The following is a 19,136-nucleotide window of genomic DNA, read 5'->3' on the forward strand; positions in this document are numbered from 1 at the left end:
ATTCAATCGAATGAGGAGTGACTATGCGGCCGTCCGGGCGGAAGCCCCAAGAATTGCGTAAAGTGAGTTTCGAGCGCGGCTTTTCCAAGCATGCGGAAGGTTCCTGCCTCGTGCGCTTCGGCGACACCCATGTGATGTGCCTGGCGACCGTCGAGGAGAAGGTGCCGCCCTGGCTGAAAGGCGCCGGCAAGGGCTGGGTCACGGCCGAATATGGCATGCTGCCGCGCGCCACCGGCGAGCGCATGCGCCGCGAGGCCACGCAGGGCAAGCAGTCGGGCCGCACCCAGGAGATCCAGCGCCTGATCGGCCGCTCGCTGCGCGCCGTGGTCGATCTCGTCGGCCTCGGCGAAAAGCAGATCACGCTCGATTGCGATGTCATCCAGGCCGATGGCGGCACCCGCACCGCCGCCATCACCGGCAGCTGGATCGCGCTCCACGACGCGCTCAGATGGATGGAAGCGCGCGAGATGTTCAAGGCCAACCCGTTGCGCGACCATGTCGCTGCCATCTCCTGCGGCATCCACAATGGCGCGGTGGTGCTAGATCTCGATTATGACGAGGACTCGACCGCCGAGACCGACGCCAATTTCGTCATGACCGGTCAAGGCGGTATCGTCGAGGTGCAGGGCACGGCGGAAGGCGAGCCCTTCTCGCAGGAGCGCTTCCTCGAGCTCATGGCGCTGGCGAAGGCCGGCATCGGCGAATTGGTGGCGCTGCAGAAGCAGGCGGTCGCATGAAGGCGAAAGCCATCCTCGAGACCATCCTCTATGGCGAGGACATTGCTGCCTTGCGCCGGTTCTATGAAGGACTGCTCGGGCTCAAGGTGCGCCGCGAGCTCGAAGGCCAGTTCGTCTTCTTCCATTGCGGCGAGAGCATGCTGCTCGTCTTCAATCCGGCCGTCTCGGCGGTGAAGCCAAAATCCTTCATCTCGGCGCCGCCGCATGGCGCCAAGGGCGCGGGCCATGTCTGTTTCTCCGCTACGGCTGAGGAGCTCGATCGATGGCGCGACCATCTCGCCGGCCACGGCATCGGACTTGAAGCCGATTTCGAATGGCCGGGCGGCGGGCGCTCGATCTATTGCCGCGACCCCGCCGGCAATTCGGTCGAATTCGCCGAGCCCCGCATCTGGGGCCTGGAGCGCCGGAGTTTGCGCAATCAGAAGCTCGTCGTTGCCTCGCATAATCCCGGCAAGATCAGGGAGATCGGCGAGCTTCTGGGACCCTATGGCGTCGAGGCTGTTTCGGCCGGAAGCCTGGGCCTGTCCGAGCCCGAGGAGACCGGCACCACTTTCGAGGCCAATGCGCAGCTCAAATCCGAAGCGTCGGCGCGAGGCTCGGGTCTCGTGGCACTGGCCGATGATTCAGGCCTCTGTGTCGATGCCCTGAATGGCGATCCCGGCCTCCATTCGGCGCGCTGGGCCGGCCCCTCCAGGGACTTCGCCCTCGCCATGCGCAATGTCGAGGAGAAGCTGCAGGCCCAAGGCGCCACATCACCTTCCCTGCGCAGGGCGCATTTCGTCAGCGTGCTCTCCGTCGCCTGGCCCGATGGCCATGTCGAGAATTTCCGCGGCGAGGTGTATGGCACGCTGGTCTGGCCGCCGCGCGGCAGCTACGGCTTCGGTTATGATCCGATGTTCCTGCCCGACGGCCATGAGCAGACCTTCGGTGAAATGGATCCCGACGCCAAGCATGCGATCTCGCACCGCGCCGTGGCGTTCCGGAAGCTTGTCGATGCGCTCTTCTGAACCAGGCTTCGGCGTCTATGTGCACTGGCCCTTCTGCAAGGCCAAATGCCCCTATTGCGATTTCAACTCGCATGTGCGCCATGCGCCGGTCGATGCGATGTCCTTCGCCGAAGGACTGGTGCGCGAGCTTTCCTGGTTCGGCGAGCGAACGCAGAAGCGCGAGGTGGCGAGCATCTTCTTCGGCGGCGGCACACCCTCCTTGATGCCGCCCGCGGCAGTGGCCCATGTGCTGGATGCAATAGCGAAACTGTGGCCGCTGTCGCCCGAGGCCGAGGTGACGCTCGAAGCCAACCCGACCAGCGTCGAGGCCGGAAATTTCGCTGGCTATCGTTCGGCCGGCGTCAACCGCGTCTCGGTTGGCGTCCAGGCGCTCGATGCGGAGGACCTCAAGGCGCTGGGCCGCCAGCATTCGGTCGAGGAAGCGCTCGCCGCTTTCCGCCTGGCGGCCAGGATCTTTCCGCGCGTCTCCTTCGATCTCATCTATGCGCGCCCCGGCCAGACGCGCGAGGCCTGGACGGCCGAGCTTGCCCGCGCGCTCGCCGAGCAGCAGGGGCATATGTCGCTCTACCAGCTCACCATCGAGGAGGGCACCCGCTATGCCGATCTTTACGCGGCGGGGAAGCTCATCGTGCCCGACGAGGAGACGGGCGCCGATCTTTACGACATCACCCAGGAGCTCACCGCGCAAGCGGGATTGAACGCCTATGAAGTGTCGAACCATGCCTTGCCCGGCCATGAATCGCGCCACAACCTGATCTACTGGCGCTATGGCGACTATGCGGGCGTCGGCCCCGGTGCCCATAGCCGCATCGGCCAGGGCTCGGACCGTTTCGCCTTGTCGACCGAGCGGCATCCCGAAACCTGGCGCGCCCGGGTCGCAGCCGACGGTCATGCTGTTGTCGAGGAGACACGCATCGAGACCGCCGACCAGGCTGCCGAATATCTGCTGATGGGCCTGCGCATCGCCGACGGCATCGACCTTGCGCGCTATCGCCAGTTGTCGGGGCGCAGCCCCGCGCATCTGGCCGAGCTCACCGAGATGGGCCTCGTCAGCTTGCGCGGCGACCGCCTGATCGCGACCCATGCCGGACGCCGCGTGCTCAATGCGGTGATCTCGCAGCTGGCGGCGTGATTGGCCGTCGGTTTCAGGGAAAGAACAGGGATTGCAGGGCAGAAAATGCCCACCCCGGCGTTATCAAAGGGTCGGCGTTTGGGAGCAGGGAATTCGAAGGGAGTTCGCCTGTCCAGCCCGCAACGCGATGCGCCGCTAGTACCCCGCCCCGAATCGGCTGGGAGCTTGCGCCACCACTTCCGGTCCGCTGGGCGTCATCTGCAGGATCGACAGGCCGCGTTCGATGAGGCCGTTCGAGCGGAAGCGGAAGAGGCCGTTCTGGCCCTGGAAGCCGCCGCTGCTGGTGATCGCCGCCGAGGAGAAGTCGCCGCTGCGGGCAAGCCCTGCGGCGAGGCTCACCGCATCATAGGCGAGGCTCGCGATGCGCGGCGGCCTCGAGCCATAGACACCGGAATATTTGCTGTTGAAGCGCTCGACCATGTCGGGCGCAACACCCGCATACCAGCCGCCCTGCGCGATCGGTGTGGCGCGCGTGACACTATCGTCCCACAGGCCGGTGCCGAGGATCGTCACCCTTTGCGGCGTGATGCCGTTCTGCTCGAGAGCGCCGCTCAGCGCGCGCAAGGCCTCGCCGCCTTCCGGGATGAGGAGCGCATCGATGCCGCGTGACGTGTCGTTCACATCCTGGGCGATGCGCTGTGCTGCGGCGGTGCTTGACTGGCCGCGCGCATAGGGCTGGCTCGCCGCGATCTGGACGCCGCTCGAGCCCGCCGAGCGGTTGAGGGCGGCCTGGACATTGCTGCCATATTGCGTCTGCGGATAGAGCAGCGCCACGCTGCGCTTGCCCTGAGAAGCCGCATAGCGCACCACATTCGCCACTTCCTCTTCCGGCAGGAAGCTCATGAGATAGGTGCCCTGGCCCGCGACGCTGCTGGCCGAGGAGAAGGCGATGATATTGGCGCGGCCCTGGACGGCGGTCTTGACCGCCTGGACCTCGGGCGCCAGCAGCGGACCCAATATGAGCTCGGCCCCCTCATTGAGGGCGGCCTGGGCGGCCGCCTGCGCGGTGCCGGCGGAGCCGCCCGAATCCTTGGTGATGAGCGTGACGCCGGACCCGCCCATGTCGGTCAGGGCCAGCTCGGCCGCCTGCTTCATCGCCTGGGCGATGCGCTTGGTCTCGCCCGAGGCCGAGAGCGGCAGCAGCAGCGCGATCTTGCGCCCGCTCGCCGCCTGCCGGGTGAGCTGCTCGCCCTTGACGCCGGCGTCGTTGAACATGTCGCCCATCTTGGAGGAGGTGCAGGCGGCCAGCATCAGGGCGAGGAAACCCATGAGCAGCATTCGCCACTGCCACAAGCCGCGCTGAGGCGCTATTGTCGCCGCCATAGAGTCACTCAGTCCCGTCAATGTCCCCAACTCCACCCATGTCCACAAAGCCGCCGGCCGGCCGCCGATATACCATAAAAGGGGTCGTCTTCGAGGCCGAAAGCCTGGCGCCCGGCCTCCATGTGACGGCGACGCCGATTGGTCATCTTGCCGACATTTCGTTAAGGGCGGTTAACGCGCTGGCCGCGGCGGACGAGATCCTATGCGAAGACACGCGCGTCACCGGGAAACTGCTCCATCGCTATGGCATTACAACCAGGCTTGTTCCCTATCATGATCATAATGCGGCGAAACTGCGGCCCCGCATTCTGGCGGCGCTGGCCGACGGCAAGGCACTGGTCCTGGTGAGCGATGCCGGGACCCCGCTCATCTCCGATCCCGGCTTCAAGCTCGCCCGCGCCGTCATCGCCGAAGGCCTGTCGCTGCATGTCATTCCGGGGGCTTCCGCTCCCCTGGCAGCGCTCACGCTCTCGGGCCTTCCCTCCGACCGCTTCATGTTCGCGGGCTTCCTGCCGGAAAAGCAGGGTGAGCGGCGGCGCCTGCTTGAAGCGCTCAAGGCCGTGCCCTCGACGCTCATCTTCTTCGAGAGTCCGCATCGCATCGTCGCGTCGCTTTGCGATATCGCCGATCTGTTGGTCGGGCGCGACGTGGCGGTGACGCGCGAATTGACCAAGCTGCATGAGGAGGCGCTGCGCGGACCGGCGGCGGAGATTGCCGCGGTGCTCGAGGCGCGCGAGGCGATCAAGGGCGAGATCACGCTGGTCGTGGCGCCGCCGGGCGAGGCGGCCCCACCCGCGGCCGAGGACATCGACAAGGCGCTGCTCGATGCTTCCACGCATTTGCCGGCAGGCCAGGCCGCCGCCGAGATCGCCCATCGCTTCGGCCTCGCCAAGAGGGATCTCTATGCCCGCCTCCTCGCGCTCAAAGACAAGACGGCGCAATGAGCGGCGCGGCCGCTGGGCCGAGCGCCTGGCGGAAGCGAGCTTGCGCCTCAAGGGCTATCGCCTGCTGGCGCGCCGCTTCAAATCGGGCCCGGGCGAGGTCGACCTCATCATGCGCAGGGGCGAGGTCACCGCCTTCATCGAGGTGAAGGTGAGGGCCAATGCCGACCTCGCCATCGCGGCGGTGAGCGATTTCCAGATCCGCCGCATCGCCGCGGCGGCGCGCATCTGGATGGCGAAGGACCCCAGGGCCGCCTTGGGCATCTGCCGCTTTGACATCGTCGCGGTCTCCCCCTACCAGTGGCCGCGCCATATCCCCAATGCCTTCACCGTGGAAGACTGAAATGAAGCTTCGTGTTGCCGTGCAGATGGATCCGATCGAGAGCATCGATATTGCGGGCGATTCGTCCTTCGCCATCATGCTCGAGGCGCAACAGCGCGGATATGAGCTCTTCTATTACCAACCCAGGGGACTGGCGCTGAAAGGCAGGACGCTGTTCGCCACCGGCCATCCCATCGCCTTGCGCGACGAGAAGGGCAACCATGTCACGCTGGGCAAGGAGGAGCGCGTCGATCTCGGCGCCTTCGATGTGGTGCATATGCGCCAGGATCCGCCCTTCGACATGAACTACATCACCATCACCCATATGCTGGAGCATATCCATCCGAAGACCCTGGTGGTGAACGACCCGAAGGAGGTGCGCAACGCGCCGGAAAAGCTCTATGTGGTGGAATTCGCCGATCTGATGCCCCCGACGCTGATCACCCGCGATCCGCGCGAGCTTGCGGATTTCCGCAAGGAGCATGGTGAGATCATCCTCAAGCCCCTTTACGGCAATGGCGGCGCCGGCGTCTTCCGGCTCGCCGGCGAGGACCAGAATTTCGGCTCGCTGGTCGAGCTGTTCACCCAGAACTTCCGCGAGCCCTTCATCGCGCAGCGTTATCTTCCCGAAGTGCGCAAGGGCGACAAGCGCATCATCCTGGTCGATGGCGAGATTGCCGGCGCCATCAACCGCGTGCCGGCGGCGAATGAGAACCGCTCCAACATGCATGTGGGCGGCAAGGCCGAGCCCACCGAGCTGACCAGGCGCGAGCGCGAGATGTGCGAGCGTCTGGGCCCCGACTTCAAGAAGCGCGGCCTCATCTTCGTCGGCATCGACGTGATCGGCGACTATCTGACCGAGATCAATGTCACCTCGCCGACCGGCATCCGGCAGGTGAAGCGCTTCGGCGGGCCGGATATCGCCGCGCTGATATGGGATGCGATCGAGGCGAAGCGGTGATCACCTAGTCAGGGTGTCTTTCGCGAGCTTTTTCAGACGCGAAGCTGGCACGCGCCTTGGCGTCGGTTCTCAGGCCTCTCAACGCGCACCATTGCACAAAGCTTTCGGGCTCGAGGTCAATTCTCTCGATCAGATGTCCTTCCTCCCGCATGCGATGCTCGACCTTTCGAACTGAGCTTCGCCATTCTTCGTAGGTGTCGTGAAGGGCATGCGCATCAGCAAATATGGCTTTGAGCGCCACCCAATCTTTGCGTTTGAACCAGGGAATGCCGATGATCAACCCGACCGCCATTCTGTGTAATTAATTTCCGGAGAGATTGCCCAGCCGCGACTGAATAGGCCAGAGGCATTTGGTTGATGTTCCCGAAACGTTCTTGACGATTGACCTGACCTCGGGATAGACTTCTTGCAGCTCAACGGGGGCTCCCATGACGGCGCATGCAACGACGGTCGCCTTCCAGGGCATCGAGGCTGTGCCGGTCGATGTCCAGGCCCAGTTTTTGTCGGGCCAGGTGCAGTTCAACATCGTTGGGCTCGCCGACAAGGCGGTGGTGGAAAGCCGCGAGCGGGTGCGTGCGGCGCTCTTTGCGGTCGGCCTGGCGCTCCCCGGCAAGCGGCTTGCCGTCAATCTGTCGCCTGCTGACCTGCCCAAGGAAGGCAGCCATTACGACCTCCCCATCGCGCTGGCCGTTCTCGCGGCACTGGGCGTGCTGCCGCAGGATTTCCTCAACCGCTATGTCGTGATCGGCGAGATGGGCCTCGATGGCGCATTGGGCGCCGTCACCGGGGCGCTGCCGGCGGCGATCGCCGCCCATTCCCGCGGCCTCGGCCTCATCTGCCCGAAAGCCTGCGGGCCGGAAGCCGCCTGGGCCGGCGATGAGCTCGATCTCCTGGCGCCCCACACCATCATCCAGATCCTCAATCATGTGAAGGGCGCCCAGATCCTGGCGCGCCCGAAGCCCGGCATCGCCGAGGACGGGGTGAAGCTTCCCGATCTCAAGGACATCAAGGGCCAGGAAGCGGCCAAGCGGGCGCTCGAAGTGGCGGCGGCCGGCGGCCATCACATGCTGATGGTGGGTCCTCCCGGCGCCGGCAAATCCATGCTGGCGCAGCGCCTGCCCTCGATCCTGCCGCCCATGGATGCGCGCGAGATGCTGGAAGCGAGCATGATCGCCTCGCTCGCGGGCGAGCTTGCCGAAGGCAAGGTGACGAGGAAGCGGCCTTTCCGCTCGCCGCATCATTCGGCCAGCATGCCCGCACTTGTCGGCGGCGGCCTCAAGGCGAAGCCGGGCGAGATTTCGCTGAGCCATCACGGCGTCCTCTTTCTCGATGAGCTGCCTGAATTCCAGCCGCGCGTGCTCGACGCCTTGCGCCAGCCCCTGGAGACGGGCGACACGCAGGTGGCGCGGGCCAATTATCACGTCACCTATCCGGCGCGCTTCCAGCTCGTCGCCGCGATGAACCCCTGCAAATGCGGCATGGCGGGCGAGCCCGGCCATGTCTGCCGCAAGGGGCCGCGCTGCGCCGGCGATTATCAGGGCCGCCTGTCGGGCCCGCTCATCGACCGTCTCGATATCCAGATCGAATTGGGCGCGGTGCGCGCCGCCGATCTGGCGCGCCCGCCGCCGCAGGAAGGCAGCGCCGAAGTGGCGGAACGCGTGGCCAAGGCCCGCGATCGCCAGCGGGCACGCTTCGCAAAACTGGGCCATGCGCGGATCGCGACCAATTCGCAAGCCGACGGTGCACTTCTCGAAGAGATCGCGCGGCCCGACGATCAGGGTCTACGCATCCTGCAGGAGGCGTCGGAAGCGATGATGCTGTCGGCGCGCGGCTATCACCGCGTGCTGCGCGTGGCGCGCACCCTCGCCGATCTCGACGGCGAAGAGCGCATCGGCCGTCTCCATATCGTCGAGGCGCTGAGCTACCGCCAGAAGCTGGCGGCGTTCCGACAGGCGGCGTGATTCGCGGCGTGATTCATGGTGAAGTCAGATCAATATTCCACCTGCCGCCGGAAGTCGATTCCACCGTGGACAATACGGGATCCAGCACATGGCGGATCCTCGAGGTCGAACTTCCACCGCCCGACGAGATCCCGGCTCATTCCGCCTCGGCCCGCGTGCGCTCGACGAGAAGGCGGGCGCAGAGGCGGAAGGCATCGAAATAGGCCGACAGATCGTCGGTGCCGAGCCGGTCCTTGTACATCTGCGCGTTCTTGCTGGAGAACATCCAGGTGCCGCCGCCCGGATTGATTTCGAGAAGATGAAGCCCGCCCTCCTTGTCGCGCAGAATATCACAGGCCTGCAGCGCCACCTCCGGCATGGCTTCATAGGCCTTGGCCGCAAAGGCCAGCATGTCGGGCTCCTCGGTGACATGGGCCGTCATGTCGGGCGGCGCCGGCAGGAAATCAGGCACTGCGAACGGCCCGATCCTCCCGGCGAGCGCCAGAGGCTTCGTCGCGCGGCGCAGATAGCTGAAGATCGGCGCGCCGAAGAGCGTGAGCACGCGGCAGCTCATCGCATGGCCGCAATCGATATAGGCCTGCGCCACCATCGGCGCACGGCGGCCGGGATGGTCTTTCGGATAGTCTTCCGGCGGCCGGTAACGCACACTCTCCGTCAGGTGCAATTCGATTCCCTGGCCCCAGGCGGCATAGGCGTAGGATGCCTTCACGATCGTATGAGGCCCGTAGTCTTCCGGCGACAATGTCGTGCCGGGGCGGATCTCCTCGAAGCGCGGCACGCGCATGCCGCCGGCGGCGAGCTTCTGCATCTCGACGAGCTTGGACATCGGTTGCCCGGCATAGACCTTGCCGCGCGCCGGCGCGAAGGCGAGCAGCCTGATCGGCGAGAAGACGAGGCTCGGCCGCGCCGCCGCTTTCTTGCGCGTATAAGATGAGGGCATCTCGTTCGAGACGATGAACACTTCGATATCGGGCGCCAGTTCTTCGACATGGCGCTTGATCGTCTCGAAGTCGGCGATCGCCTGCCATCCCGCGCTATGGACAAGGACGAGATGGAAATTGGCCGTCATGGAACAGCGCTCGCGGCGAGCGCCTTGGCCCTTATGCGGTAAGAGAGATTATCGGGCGCGAAGCGCGCGGCCTTCTCGAACCAGGCTGCGGCCTCGGCATGCCGGCCGAGGCGCAGCGCCGCAACCGCCGCCAGCTCGCAGGCCTGCTCTTCGAAGATACGGCGATCGAAGGCCAGCATCCGATCGGTGAGCGCGTCGGGATCGATGGCGGCAAGGCGCCGCGCGATGGCGAACGCTTCTTCCGGCCGGCCGGTGGCAAGAAGCGCGCGGCCGTGCACGAAAACGAGGGCGTGGTCCTCCGGCACGCGCGCCAGCCCGTCCGTGATAAGCGCCAGCGGATCTTCGCCTTCCTCGATCGCGCGACGCGCCAGGAACTGTATGATCAGGCTGGCGGCGGCATGCTGCTTGTCGGAAGGCCGGCGTTGGGCGGCGGCGAGGCCGGCGAGCGCCGCGGTTTTGGCTTCTTCCGGGCGGCCCATCGCCGCCTGCGTCTCGGCGAGATGCTGCCACAGATAGGCGCGGTCGGGATCGGCGCGCACCGCCTCTTCGAGGAGTACCCGGTTACGTGCATGCTTATGCGCCTGCGCGCCATCATATCCCAGATGATCCAGCTCGACCTCGGTCTGCTGGATGGCAGGGCCCTCGCGGGCGCTGATCGCGCGGATGATGGGCTCGACCGTCTCGTGGATGCGGCCTTCGAAGCGCAGGCGCGGATCGCTGCGGAACAGCCGCCATTCGCGATAGCGCGTATAGCCTGTCTTTGGCCTGAAACGCACGAGGCCGGCAAGCGCGCCGGCGTCGATGTAATCGCCGAGCGCGCCGCCGGACGGCAAATTCAGGCGCTCATCGGCATCGATATAGAGCACCCATTGGGTGCGCACCGCATCGAGGCCCTTGTTGCGCGCGGCGGCGAAGTCGCCCGTCCATGGATGATGCAGCAGCCGGACACCGGCGGTGCTGTTGGCGATATCGATCGTTGCATCGCGCGAGCCGGTGTCGACGATGACGATCTCATCGACGCGCCCCGCGAGCGAGGCCAAGCAACCCGGCAGGAAATGCTGCTCGTCACGCACGATCATGGCGGCGCAGACGCTCACCCGGGTCATGGCGCGCCCCGCCGCATCATGGGGCGGTCGCTGTGCTCGGAAATCTTCAGCCGTTGCCGGTCGAGGCCATCTGATCGATCGGCTTCACATCGTCGAGCGCGTAGGAGAGGATCTTCGGCGCTTCATACCTGGCGCCGGCAAGTGCCGCCACTTTCTTCAGCGCATCCGGCATCGCGTTGGTGGAAATGACAGCCATGTCACAGCCCTTCTCTGCCTCGGGTCCATCCCTGCGACGCTACTTGTAATTACGGCGCCGTGGACTGTCAACGCACGGCCTCGATGAGTCCCTCGGCGCGGAGGGAGGCGAGACAGGCTTCGACATCGGTCTTGGGAGGAGTCGCGAGGCCGAAGGCGGTGGCAAGTACCGAGGCGATGGCGTCGGCGTCATGCGCGCCATCGCAGAGTTCGAAGACCGCCGCAGCGGTAGGGTTCAGAAAGTGGACCTTTCCGCGTGCGCCGTCGCTGACGAAATAGCCGTCTTCGATCTCATCGCGGATAAGCCCGCCGATACGGCGGTAGAACGGTTCAGCTTTCGTCATACGGCGAAATTCTTATCGCCTTGCCCGTGATTGAGCAATTGCGCGCCGCTCGCTAGGTTCTCACGATGCTGATCCTGATCCACGATTCGATGGGCGGGAACCTGCCCAAGGCGCCATACCCGCCGGAAGTGGAGATCACCATCGACCGGGCGCGCCTCGCCGAGGCGGATGTCGTGATCTTTCATCTTCCCGACTGGAGGCAGGGCCAGATGATCGTCAGGTCCGAATGGGACTGGCGGTTCCCTTTCGAGAAACGGCCGGGGCAGCGGTGGGTCGGCTGGTCGATGGAATGCGATGAACATTACCCTTGGTCGCGCAATATCAGGTTCATGCGCCATTTCGATTTGACAATGACCTACCGGCTCACCTCGGACGCGCCGGTGACCTATGTGATCCCGAGTATGATGGTCGAGGCCTTCCGCCGCCCGCCACTTGAGAAGTACCAGCCGGTCCTGGCCGCGTCTTTCGTGTCGAGCCGGTTCGACCATAGTGGACGCCAGGCCTATTTGCGGGAACTGGGACGGCATATGACGATCGATTCCTATGGCACTTTCATGCGCAACCGCGTCCTGCCCGATGATCGCGGCATCCCGTCCAAGCTCGCCGCCATTGCACATTACCGCTTCACCATCGCTTTCGAGAACGCCTGCAGCCGGGACTATGTCACTGAGAAGTTCTTCGAGCCCCTGCAGGCCGGTTCCGTGCCGGTCTATCTCGGGGCGCCGAATATCGAGGATTTCGCCCCTGGCGAAAATTGCTTCATTAGTGCGGCCGACTTTCCGGACCCGGGGAAATTGGCCGCATTTCTCAAGGAGCTGGCAGCGGATGAAGCCGCCTATTCGGCCTATTTCGCTTGGCGACAAGAACCCTTTCGCCAGAGCTTCAAGAGGCTCCTGGACCTGGAGGCCGAGCCCTGGCTGTACCGGATGTGCCGGGCGCTTCGGACGCTCCGATGAGGATGCGAACAGTGCCTTTAATGTTACACCGTCGATACAATCGCCCCGATCCATCCCCCGGCACTTGACGGTTCCCGACCGTATCGTCAGAGTGCCTGCGAGGAATCGGGGGCCTCCAGGGGACTTTTCATGGTCAATAAGTTTATTTTGACAGGCGCCGGTGTCCTTCTGGTGAGCGCCAGCATGAACGCCGCTCGAGCCGCCGATATCTCCGAGCCCGGAGTCTATGACTGGACCGGGCCGTTCATCGGTTTGCAGGGCGGCTACGCCTGGGGCAACAACGATACATCGACCGAGAACTCGGAGAATGGTCCGCCACCCTTCGAGTTTGAAGAGGACAGCGGTTCCTTGGATCTCGATGGCTTCGTCGGCGGGCTTCATGCCGGATACAATTGGCAGTCGGATAGCCTGATCCTCGGCGTCGTGGGCGATATCGAATACGCCGACATGAAGGGCGATACCGAAGTCTCGATCAACGACTTCGCACTTTCGGATCTCGATGGTGAGATCGACTGGCTGGGCTCACTCAGGCTGCGCGTCGGCTTCGCGGCTGATCGTGCGCTCTTATATGCAACGGGCGGCCTTGCGGTTGGCGGCGCCGAGCTCTCGATCGACAACAATATCTCGGACACGAACGCCGACAACCAGGAAACCAAATGGGGCTGGACGATCGGCGGCGGTGTTGAATATGCCGTCACCGACGCGCTGAGCGCGTTCCTCGAATATCGCTATACCGATCTCGGCAAGATCGAAGTCGAGCTCGACCTTCCCGAAGGCCAGAGGGAAAGCGAGGCCGACCTGGAATTTCATGCCGTTCGCGCCGGTCTGAGCTGGCATTTCGGCAATTCGATGTAAAAGCGGCGAGTGCCATGCGCGGACATGGCCTCCATAAAGTGTGACCAGCCTTTTCGGTTCAGCAACAAAGGCTGGAGCATTTCCCATTCAAACTCGGTCAGACCATATCGTCGGTGCGGTATGGCACCCCCCTTCGGAGCTTGGACCATCTCTCGGTCATTTGCCTGCCGTTTGCGAGTATACGACCCAGGTCAGGCTAGAAATGGAAATTGATGCCCGCCTTCACGACATTCAGGCTGTTGCTGAAGCGTACATTATTCCCGTCCAGGTTCGTCACCGAGGTGTTCTCGAAGTCGCTATAATTATACTCGACGAAAGTCGACAGGGAATCGCTGAAGGCAAATTCGATGCCGCCTCCCACCACATAGCCCAGCAGCGTCTTCGAAAATGATGCAAGGTCCGAGGGATCCACCACGCCGCCAAAATCCAGATCACCCGCGGATTGTTCGATCTCGGCTATGGCCAAGCCGCCCTTCGCATAGAGCAAGACCCGGTCAGCCGCAAATCCGAGGCGACCGGCAAGTGCGCCCTGGAAGCCATATTCGACGCTGGCATGATCGTCATCAACGATGCCGTTCGAGTTCTCACCCACAAACACGACAGATGACTCATCCGTGAAATTATAGGCAATTTCCGCCTCGACGCCAAAGACGAGAGCATTCACCTGCCAATTGTAGCCAACGTCGAGGCCTCCCACAAAACCATCGGGGTCGAGGTCAAACGTCAAGCCTTCCGCTCCTTCGTCAAAGAAGCCACTTCCGCGATCAGAAGCATCTGAATCACCAAACGCGTAGCCGCCAAAAGCGCCGATATACGGCCCAGACCAGTCATGAGGTGAAGAAGCAACAGGGTCCGCAGCGAGCCCAGCACCCGACAAAGCCACCAAAACAATCGTTGATGATGCCGCCAGCAGGAATACTCTCATTGCCCGACTTCTCCCGTTGCTCGGCCAAAGCTTACCTGAAACAAAATCTGCCGGTAGGGCAAATAGCCGGTGAGGCGCGGTTTCGTCCGTCCTGTTGCCGAAATATCACTTAGCGTAAGGTATGAGCTGCCCCGGAAGCTGGCGGCCTTCCGCCGGGCAGCGTCAGGTCATTTCTCCGGCAGCGATTTTCCCAGAAATGCAGTGATCATCCGGACAGTCTCCTCATGGATCGCCTGCCGCCCGCGCGTCCCACCGTCCCTGCAGACGAACTCTTCGCCGGGAGCTTCTTCCCGGATGATCTCGACGGCGCCAGGCTTGCAGATCTGCATGAAGCTGAAATGCAGCGAGTCGGCGATCTCTTCATAGGGCGATGTCGCCTTCGGAAGATGTTGCGCGATATAGCGGGAATCCTCGTTGGTCGCGGCGATCTGGCCTTGGGTAGCGGTGGCCTTGTCGACATCGGCGCCGGCGGCGATCACCAGGAAGGGAACGCGCATACGGGCGAGGCTTTCGAGTGTGAAGCCGCGCGCGGGTCCCAGATCGAGCGTCACCGCCGCGCCGATCCTCTGGTCGCTCAGATCGCCGCGCAGCGTCTCGGTGGCGCCGGCGCTTTGCCCGAGGCCGAGCTCGGCGAAGACCTTGCAGGCGACGGCCCCGAAGCGCTTGTCGCAATCGGGCATGATGAGATCGGCATCGAAACGGGCGCCCGCGATCTCGGCGGCGGTCCAGCCGCCGAGCGAATGGCCGATCGCGGCGATGCGGTCGCGGGCGATGCCGCCGGCAAGCTGCGGATCGGCGATGAGCGCGTCGATGCTGCGGCTGAGGTCGCGCGGCCTTTCCCACAGCCGCGCCGCCTTGGCGGGATCGCGGTCGCGGAATGTGGTGCCGGGATGATCGGGTACGGCGACGACATAGCCTTTCTGCGCCAGGGCACCCGCGAGCCAGCTCAGATTGCGCCAGCTCCCGCCATAGCCATGCGACAGGACGATGAGAGGATGCGCATCCTGTTGGGGAACCGCGTCCTTGATGGCGGCGACACCATAGAAGACGCCATTCTCGGCGACATTGACCAGGGGCCCTGCAGCATCGGTCGGGTACCACAGCGCCACATGCAAAGGCCGGCTGGCATCGGCGACGGTGATTTCCTTGAATCCGATCTGGTCGCCAGCCAGGACGGCGGTGGCCGAAAGGACCGTGGTGAGGAGGGTGGCAGCAAATTTCAGCATGAGGGTCTCCGGTGGATGGGATGACCTGTCCTGCCCGAGAGTCTGGTGCTTGCGAGACCTCGAACGCGATCGAGGACCTGTGGCGCCGCCTCTTACAATGCTAGTTTGCCGCGATGGGCCGGATGCGAGACAGTCACAGCTCCTTCGACGAGATTCCCGGCACGCCGCTCAGCGATGTCAAAGCGGTGCGGGCCCTCCTGATCGCGGCCGCGCGCGAGCACCGCGAGATGAGCTATTCGGAGCTGCTGATGGAGCTCGGCCATCGCTTCACCCGCCCCAAGATGCGGGCTCTGTGCCGTGCTCTCGATACGATCGATGAGACCGGCCGCGATGCGGGTGAGCCCGAGCTCGCGGCCCTGGTGGTGCGTGAATCGGACCGTTTGCCGGGTCAGGGCTGGTGGGTCGGGAAGGTCAATCGCCTGGGCTATGAAGGCCCCTGGACCGGCAAGGAGGCGCTCGCTTTCGTGAGGAGCCGGCAGCAGCTCGCTTTCGATCACTGGAGCAAATGAGCAAGAGATCGCTCAAGCCTCGACCTCCGCCGGCCGGTGCAGGCCGACGCCCAGGATGACGAGGATGATGCCGGCCATATCAAGCGGACCTGGAATCTGCCGCAGCACGAGGGCGCCCGTCACCGCGGCAATGGCCGGCAGCAAGGTCAGCATCAATGCGAAGCTGGCGCGCGGCAGCCGCGCCATGGCGAGCTGATCGCAAATATAGGGAATGACGGAAGAGGAAATGCCGACCCCGATGCCGGCCAGGATGAGGAGTGGATGGGCGAGGAGCCGCGTCGCCTCGCCGAGGCCGAAGGGTAGTGCTGCGATGAAGGCGATGGCCATGGCAGCCCCCAGCCGCTCTATGCCGGAAGCGCCGCCCTGCCGCGCCAGCCTGTGTCCGACGATCACATAGAGCGCGAAGAGAAGCGCATTGGCGAAAGCGAGGCCAAGCCCGATCAGGTCGCTCGAATACTGAAAGCCGATCAGCAGCAGGACGCCCGTGACGGCAAGGCCAAGGGCGAGAAGGTTGCGCGCCGAGCGCAGGCCCAGAAGCGCCACCGCGATGGTGGCGGCGAATTCGATCGCGGCGACAGTGGCGAGCGGCAGCTGGTCGATCGCCAGATAGAAGCAGCCATTCATCGCGGCGAGGATGAGGCCCATCAGCAGGATCAGCCGGCGCGCCCCGGGCTCCGCTTCGGCGAGTGTCCGCCATGGTCTGATCCACAGGCTGAAAATGAGGGCGGCCGAGGCGATGCGCAGCCATGCGACGCCCAAGGGTGACATCTGGGCGAAAAGCAGCACGGCGAAGGAGGGGCCCAGATAATGGAACAGGGCGCTCACCAGGAAATAGGCATGGGGCGGCGGGGTGGCGGCTTTCATGTCCGGAGAATGCCCGGATATCCGGCGAAAACGACTGATATATCCAGGTATCTATGATAGTATGTCAGGCAATTGAGGTTTGAAAATGAAGAATAGCCGAAGAATCGCAAGTGCTGCTCTTGACGCCGCCGACCGCCGGATCCTCGGCGCTCTTGCCGACAATGCCCGCATCTCGCAGGCCGATCTCGGCCGCCTGCTCGGCATGTCGGCGCAAAGTGCGGCCGATCGCCTGCGCCGGCTCGAGGATCTGGGCGTGATTGCGGGCTTCACCGCGACGCTCGATCCCGCGGCCCTGGGCCTTGCCGTCGGCGCCTATATCCGCATCCGCCCCGCCATGGGCGAATTGCCACGCGTCGCCGGCCTTCTCGCCGATATGCCGGAGATCGTCGAATGCGACCGCATCACCGGCGATGACTGCTTCATCGCCAAGGTCTTCGTGGCCGGGATCGAGGATCTCGAGCGTGTCATCGACCGGCTCATTCCCTATGCGCAGACCAATACCTCGATCATCCAGTCCTCACCGGTGCGCCGCCGCGCGCCCGGATTTTCCTGATCGGCGCGCGCCCCGGCTGGCGCGCTTGTTGCAAATTTACCCTTTATTGACTCTCATTTGAGCCGGTAGGCATTTCCTAATGCGCCTATGCGATCTAAATGATTAACAGGCGTCAGAACGATAAAGCGGCAGGCCCTTCATGGAGTCTACCCGAGGACAGGATCGACCACCCGAGCACGGCGCGGCCCCCACCGCGGCGCTCGCCGCCTTGGCCGAACCGGGCATCCGCTTCAGTCCGCTGCAATTCGCGCTCGGCACGCTCATGGCGGCGGCGGGCCTCGTCTTCTGCGTCCATCTGATCTTCGGTCCGGCCGGACTGGCCAAAGCCTGGTGGCCGCTCGGCCTGTTCTTCACTCTGGTGATCGCCATCGCCGTCTATTTCGGCAAGCGCGCCTCCGACCGGCGGCGCGAGAATGTCGAGGCGGTGCTCAACGGCCTGCAGCAGGCGCGTGCCGAGGCCGAGGCCGCCAACCAGGCCAAGAGCCGCTTCCTGGCCGCCACCAGCCATGAGATCCGCACGCCGATGAACGGCATCATCGGCATGAACAGCCTTTTGCTCGACACCGATCTCAATCCCGAGCAGCGCAACTATGCGGGCGCCGTCGATGCTTCGGCGCGCTCGCTGCTGTCGATCATCGACGAGATACTCGATATCTCCAAGATCGAATCGGGCCGCGTCGCGCTGACGCCGGACTGGATCGATCCCCTGGTTCTCGCCGAAAGCGTGACGGAGCTTCTGGCTCCCCGCGCCCATGCCAAGGGCATCGAGATCACCTGCTCGGCGGCACCCGGCCTGCCGCCGCGCATCCTGGTGGATGAGTTGCGCTTCCGCCAGATCCTGCTCAATCTCGCCGGCAACGCCATCAAGTTCACCGAAGCCGGCGGCGTCGCGATCACGCTTTCCACAGGCCCCTGCGACGGCGATTCGGAGCAGATCAATTTCATCGCCGAGATCGCCGACAGCGGCATCGGCATGACGGCCGAGGAGCAATCGCGCATCTTCGAGGAATTCACGCAGGCCCGCCAGGACACGGCGCGCCGTTTCGGCGGCACCGGCCTGGGCCTCTCGATCTCGCGCAATCTCGCCCTTGGCATGGGCGGCGCGATCACGGTGACGAGCGAGCGCGGCAAGGGATCGCTGTTCCGCGTCACCTTGCCTTGCGTCGGCGTGCGCAATGAGGGACCGTCCGATCCGCTGAAAGGCCGCATCTATGAGCTCGCTCTGCCGCCCGGGCCGACGCTCGTCAGCCTCGAGACGACGCTCGCCGGGCTTGGCGCCACGACCCGCCAGGTCGCGACCGAGGCCGCCTTGCGCCAGGCCTTGCGCAAGCCGCACTCCGCCAGTGGCCTCATTTGCGATTCTTCCCATTCGGCGACGCTCGCCGTGTGGCGCGCCGCCCATGAGCGCAAACGCCCGACCGGCAAGCCCGTCTTCATCCTCCTCCAGGCGGAAGAGCGCCGCGCCTTGCGCGATTTCCTCGAGCCGCCATTCGCGGGCTACCTGCTCAAGCCGCTCCGGCGTTCGACCTTGCTGCGCCAGCTCGTCCAGAGCGACGACCAGACGATCGCCTCGGCCGTCAGCGATCTGCGCCGCATGGCATCGACCAAGAAGGAGATGCCGCATCTCACGGTCCTGCTGGCCGAGGACAATCCGGTCAATGCGCTGCTGACCCGCACCTTGCTCGAAAAGTCGAGCCACTCCGTCCATCACGTGACCAACGGGAAGGGCGTGCTCGATTATATTGCCGCGGGCGGCCGTCCCGACCTCATCATCATGGACGTGCGGATGCCGGAGCTTGACGGGCTCGCCACGGCGCGCCTGCTCAGGGCGGGCCCCGCGCCCGACATTCCGATTCTCGCTCTGACCGCCAATGCCAGCGCCGCCGACCAGGCCGAATGCCTCGCGGCCGGCATGAACGGCCATATGGCGAAGCCTTTCGACCGCCAGGATCTCGACGAAGCCATCGCCCTGCTGACGGCGCGCCGTCCCGCCGCTTGACCGAGCGGGAAGCGCATTTTTCTCAACAACTTGTAATGTTTGTGCGCCATGACCTTATGGCGATAAGGTGAATGGGACGAACTTTCCTTGTCCGCCGGTCTGTGGCACTGTGGCCCTCGCCGGCGACGGGCCGGTTTGCGGAGGCAGGGCT

Annotated in this window: 21 protein-coding genes and 1 pseudogene; 13 read left to right on the plus strand and 9 right to left on the minus strand. The window is 64.5% G+C overall.

Annotated features, from left to right (window positions below; genetic code table 11):
• The first annotated feature begins 23 nt into the window (after positions 1-23).
• The 4 genes and pseudogenes from rph to hemW all read left to right on the plus strand — a co-directional run bounded on the left by rph (position 24) and on the right by hemW (position 2,876).
• Positions 24-737 (plus strand): ribonuclease PH, encoded by a 714-nt coding sequence (gene rph, locus DT068_RS05350; protein ID WP_119388737.1) that lies wholly within the window; start codon positions 24-26, stop codon positions 735-737.
• A pseudogene (locus DT068_RS28290) lies at positions 734-1,099 on the plus strand (VOC family protein); the annotation flags it as partial. The gene rph and the pseudogene DT068_RS28290, both read left to right, overlap by 4 nt.
• Before the next feature lie 33 nt (positions 1,100-1,132).
• The gene (rdgB, locus tag DT068_RS28295) at positions 1,133-1,744 is read left to right on the plus strand and encodes an RdgB/HAM1 family non-canonical purine NTP pyrophosphatase (protein WP_368904462.1); all 612 of its coding nucleotides are present in this window, start codon (positions 1,133-1,135) and stop codon (positions 1,742-1,744) included.
• Positions 1,731-2,876, plus strand: a complete 1,146-nt coding sequence (hemW, locus tag DT068_RS05360; protein WP_119388739.1) for a radical SAM family heme chaperone HemW — start codon at positions 1,731-1,733, stop codon at positions 2,874-2,876. Before rdgB ends, hemW begins: the two co-directional genes overlap by 14 nt.
• 135 nt (positions 2,877-3,011) lie before the next feature.
• Here the strand turns inward: hemW and DT068_RS05365 are convergent, their stop codons facing one another.
• Complete coding sequence (locus tag DT068_RS05365; protein ID WP_162914011.1) at positions 3,012-4,154, minus strand: penicillin-binding protein activator; 1,143 nt, start codon at positions 4,152-4,154, stop codon at positions 3,012-3,014.
• Positions 4,155-4,237: 83 nt separating this feature from the next.
• Here DT068_RS05365 and rsmI point away from each other — a divergent pair, with 83 nt between their 5' ends.
• Genes rsmI through gshB form a run of 3 tightly spaced genes read left to right on the plus strand, consistent with a single transcriptional unit; the run spans position 4,238 to position 6,423 of the window.
• Positions 4,238-5,143: a 16S rRNA (cytidine(1402)-2'-O)-methyltransferase gene (gene rsmI / locus DT068_RS05370; protein ID WP_119388741.1), complete on the plus strand. Its 906-nt coding sequence runs from the start codon at positions 4,238-4,240 to the stop codon at positions 5,141-5,143.
• The gene (locus DT068_RS05375; RefSeq protein ID WP_119388742.1) at positions 5,103-5,483 is read left to right on the plus strand and encodes a YraN family protein; all 381 of its coding nucleotides are present in this window, start codon (positions 5,103-5,105) and stop codon (positions 5,481-5,483) included. Before rsmI ends, DT068_RS05375 begins: the two co-directional genes overlap by 41 nt.
• 1 nt (position 5,484) lies before the next feature.
• Positions 5,485-6,423 carry a glutathione synthase gene (gene gshB / locus DT068_RS05380; RefSeq protein ID WP_119388743.1) on the plus strand — a complete coding sequence of 313 codons (939 nt, stop codon included), beginning with the start codon at positions 5,485-5,487 and terminating at the stop codon, positions 6,421-6,423.
• 4 nt (positions 6,424-6,427) lie between these two features.
• On the opposite strand, the gene DT068_RS05385 is transcribed toward gshB, so the two are convergent.
• Positions 6,428-6,715, minus strand: a complete 288-nt coding sequence (locus tag DT068_RS05385) for a hypothetical protein (protein WP_119388744.1) — start codon at positions 6,713-6,715, stop codon at positions 6,428-6,430.
• A gap of 136 nt (positions 6,716-6,851) precedes the next feature.
• On the opposite strand from DT068_RS05385, the gene DT068_RS05390 reads away from it, so the two are divergent.
• Positions 6,852-8,384, plus strand: a complete 1,533-nt coding sequence (locus tag DT068_RS05390) for a YifB family Mg chelatase-like AAA ATPase (protein ID WP_119388745.1) — start codon at positions 6,852-6,854, stop codon at positions 8,382-8,384.
• A gap of 136 nt (positions 8,385-8,520) precedes the next feature.
• Here the strand turns inward: DT068_RS05390 and DT068_RS05395 are convergent, their stop codons facing one another.
• From DT068_RS05395 to DT068_RS05405, 4 genes are all read right to left on the minus strand, one after another.
• On the minus strand, positions 8,521-9,453 hold the full coding sequence (locus tag DT068_RS05395; protein ID WP_119388746.1) for an ATP-grasp domain-containing protein: 933 nt from the start codon (positions 9,451-9,453) through the stop codon (positions 8,521-8,523).
• On the minus strand, positions 9,450-10,559 hold the full coding sequence (locus DT068_RS05400) for a glycosyltransferase (RefSeq protein ID WP_119388747.1): 1,110 nt from the start codon (positions 10,557-10,559) through the stop codon (positions 9,450-9,452). The genes DT068_RS05395 and DT068_RS05400 overlap by 4 nt, the downstream gene beginning before the upstream one ends.
• Positions 10,560-10,605: 46 nt before the next feature.
• Positions 10,606-10,755 carry a hypothetical protein gene (locus DT068_RS27915; protein WP_162914012.1) on the minus strand — a complete coding sequence of 50 codons (150 nt, stop codon included), beginning with the start codon at positions 10,753-10,755 and terminating at the stop codon, positions 10,606-10,608.
• A 67-nt stretch (positions 10,756-10,822) separates the two neighbouring features.
• Positions 10,823-11,098, minus strand: coding sequence for an HPr-rel-A system PqqD family peptide chaperone (locus tag DT068_RS05405; RefSeq protein ID WP_119388748.1), 276 nt, complete (start codon positions 11,096-11,098; stop codon positions 10,823-10,825).
• Positions 11,099-11,163: 65 nt separating this feature from the next.
• Here DT068_RS05405 and DT068_RS05410 point away from each other — a divergent pair, with 65 nt between their 5' ends.
• Both DT068_RS05410 and DT068_RS05415 read left to right on the plus strand, forming a co-directional pair.
• Positions 11,164-12,054 carry a glycosyltransferase family 10 domain-containing protein gene (locus DT068_RS05410; RefSeq protein ID WP_119388749.1) on the plus strand — a complete coding sequence of 297 codons (891 nt, stop codon included), beginning with the start codon at positions 11,164-11,166 and terminating at the stop codon, positions 12,052-12,054.
• A gap of 129 nt (positions 12,055-12,183) precedes the next feature.
• On the plus strand, positions 12,184-12,909 hold the full coding sequence (locus DT068_RS05415; RefSeq protein WP_119388750.1) for an outer membrane protein: 726 nt from the start codon (positions 12,184-12,186) through the stop codon (positions 12,907-12,909).
• Positions 12,910-13,105: 196 nt separating this feature from the next.
• Here DT068_RS05415 and DT068_RS05420 read toward each other — a convergent pair whose 3' ends face one another.
• On the minus strand, positions 13,106-13,834 hold the full coding sequence (locus tag DT068_RS05420; RefSeq protein WP_119388751.1) for an outer membrane protein: 729 nt from the start codon (positions 13,832-13,834) through the stop codon (positions 13,106-13,108).
• Positions 13,835-14,001: 167 nt separating this feature from the next.
• Positions 14,002-15,060 (minus strand): alpha/beta hydrolase family protein, encoded by a 1,059-nt coding sequence (locus DT068_RS05425; protein ID WP_119388752.1) that lies wholly within the window; start codon positions 15,058-15,060, stop codon positions 14,002-14,004.
• A 122-nt stretch (positions 15,061-15,182) separates the two neighbouring features.
• Between DT068_RS05425 and DT068_RS05430 the strand changes: the two genes are divergently transcribed.
• Positions 15,183-15,569 carry a ribose-phosphate pyrophosphokinase gene (locus tag DT068_RS05430; protein WP_119388827.1) on the plus strand — a complete coding sequence of 129 codons (387 nt, stop codon included), beginning with the start codon at positions 15,183-15,185 and terminating at the stop codon, positions 15,567-15,569.
• A 12-nt stretch (positions 15,570-15,581) separates the two neighbouring features.
• On the opposite strand, the gene DT068_RS05435 is transcribed toward DT068_RS05430, so the two are convergent.
• A complete protein-coding gene (locus DT068_RS05435) occupies positions 15,582-16,433 on the minus strand; it encodes an EamA family transporter (RefSeq protein ID WP_119388753.1) in 852 nt (283 codons plus the stop codon).
• A gap of 85 nt (positions 16,434-16,518) precedes the next feature.
• Between DT068_RS05435 and DT068_RS05440 the strand changes: the two genes are divergently transcribed.
• Both DT068_RS05440 and DT068_RS05445 read left to right on the plus strand, forming a co-directional pair.
• Complete coding sequence (locus tag DT068_RS05440) at positions 16,519-16,986, plus strand: Lrp/AsnC family transcriptional regulator (protein WP_119388754.1); 468 nt, start codon at positions 16,519-16,521, stop codon at positions 16,984-16,986.
• A gap of 139 nt (positions 16,987-17,125) precedes the next feature.
• Positions 17,126-18,985: a response regulator gene (locus DT068_RS05445; protein WP_119388755.1), complete on the plus strand. Its 1,860-nt coding sequence runs from the start codon at positions 17,126-17,128 to the stop codon at positions 18,983-18,985.
• The last annotated feature ends 151 nt before the right edge of the window (positions 18,986-19,136 follow it).

The organism is Taklimakanibacter lacteus (genome assembly GCA_003576695.1).
Taxonomy (GTDB): domain Bacteria; phylum Pseudomonadota; class Alphaproteobacteria; order Rhizobiales; family Aestuariivirgaceae; genus Taklimakanibacter; species Taklimakanibacter lacteus.

Coding starts and splice junctions, on each gene's coding strand:
- DT068_RS05415 (WP_119388750.1), top strand. CDS start 12,184: ATGGTCAATAAGTTTATTTTGACAGGCGCCGGTGTCCTTCTGGTGAGC.
- DT068_RS05435 (WP_119388753.1), bottom strand. CDS start 16,433: ATGAAAGCCGCCACCCCGCCGCCCCATGCCTATTTCCTGGTGAGCGCC.
- DT068_RS05440 (WP_119388754.1), top strand. CDS start 16,519: ATGAAGAATAGCCGAAGAATCGCAAGTGCTGCTCTTGACGCCGCCGAC.
- DT068_RS05390 (WP_119388745.1), top strand. CDS start 6,852: ATGACGGCGCATGCAACGACGGTCGCCTTCCAGGGCATCGAGGCTGTG.
- DT068_RS05365 (WP_162914011.1), bottom strand. CDS start 4,154: ATGCTGCTCATGGGTTTCCTCGCCCTGATGCTGGCCGCCTGCACCTCC.
- DT068_RS05395 (WP_119388746.1), bottom strand. CDS start 9,453: ATGACGGCCAATTTCCATCTCGTCCTTGTCCATAGCGCGGGATGGCAG.
- DT068_RS05410 (WP_119388749.1), top strand. CDS start 11,164: ATGCTGATCCTGATCCACGATTCGATGGGCGGGAACCTGCCCAAGGCG.
- rph (WP_119388737.1), top strand. CDS start 24: ATGCGGCCGTCCGGGCGGAAGCCCCAAGAATTGCGTAAAGTGAGTTTC.
- gshB (WP_119388743.1), top strand. CDS start 5,485: ATGAAGCTTCGTGTTGCCGTGCAGATGGATCCGATCGAGAGCATCGAT.
- DT068_RS05385 (WP_119388744.1), bottom strand. CDS start 6,715: ATGGCGGTCGGGTTGATCATCGGCATTCCCTGGTTCAAACGCAAAGAT.
- DT068_RS05425 (WP_119388752.1), bottom strand. CDS start 15,060: ATGCTGAAATTTGCTGCCACCCTCCTCACCACGGTCCTTTCGGCCACC.
- DT068_RS05405 (WP_119388748.1), bottom strand. CDS start 11,098: ATGACGAAAGCTGAACCGTTCTACCGCCGTATCGGCGGGCTTATCCGC.
- DT068_RS05375 (WP_119388742.1), top strand. CDS start 5,103: ATGCCCGCCTCCTCGCGCTCAAAGACAAGACGGCGCAATGAGCGGCGC.
- DT068_RS05445 (WP_119388755.1), top strand. CDS start 17,126: ATGGAGTCTACCCGAGGACAGGATCGACCACCCGAGCACGGCGCGGCC.
- hemW (WP_119388739.1), top strand. CDS start 1,731: ATGCGCTCTTCTGAACCAGGCTTCGGCGTCTATGTGCACTGGCCCTTC.
- rsmI (WP_119388741.1), top strand. CDS start 4,238: ATGTCCACAAAGCCGCCGGCCGGCCGCCGATATACCATAAAAGGGGTC.
- DT068_RS05400 (WP_119388747.1), bottom strand. CDS start 10,559: ATGACCCGGGTGAGCGTCTGCGCCGCCATGATCGTGCGTGACGAGCAG.
- DT068_RS05420 (WP_119388751.1), bottom strand. CDS start 13,834: ATGAGAGTATTCCTGCTGGCGGCATCATCAACGATTGTTTTGGTGGCT.
- DT068_RS05430 (WP_119388827.1), top strand. CDS start 15,183: ATGCGAGACAGTCACAGCTCCTTCGACGAGATTCCCGGCACGCCGCTC.
- DT068_RS27915 (WP_162914012.1), bottom strand. CDS start 10,755: ATGGCTGTCATTTCCACCAACGCGATGCCGGATGCGCTGAAGAAAGTG.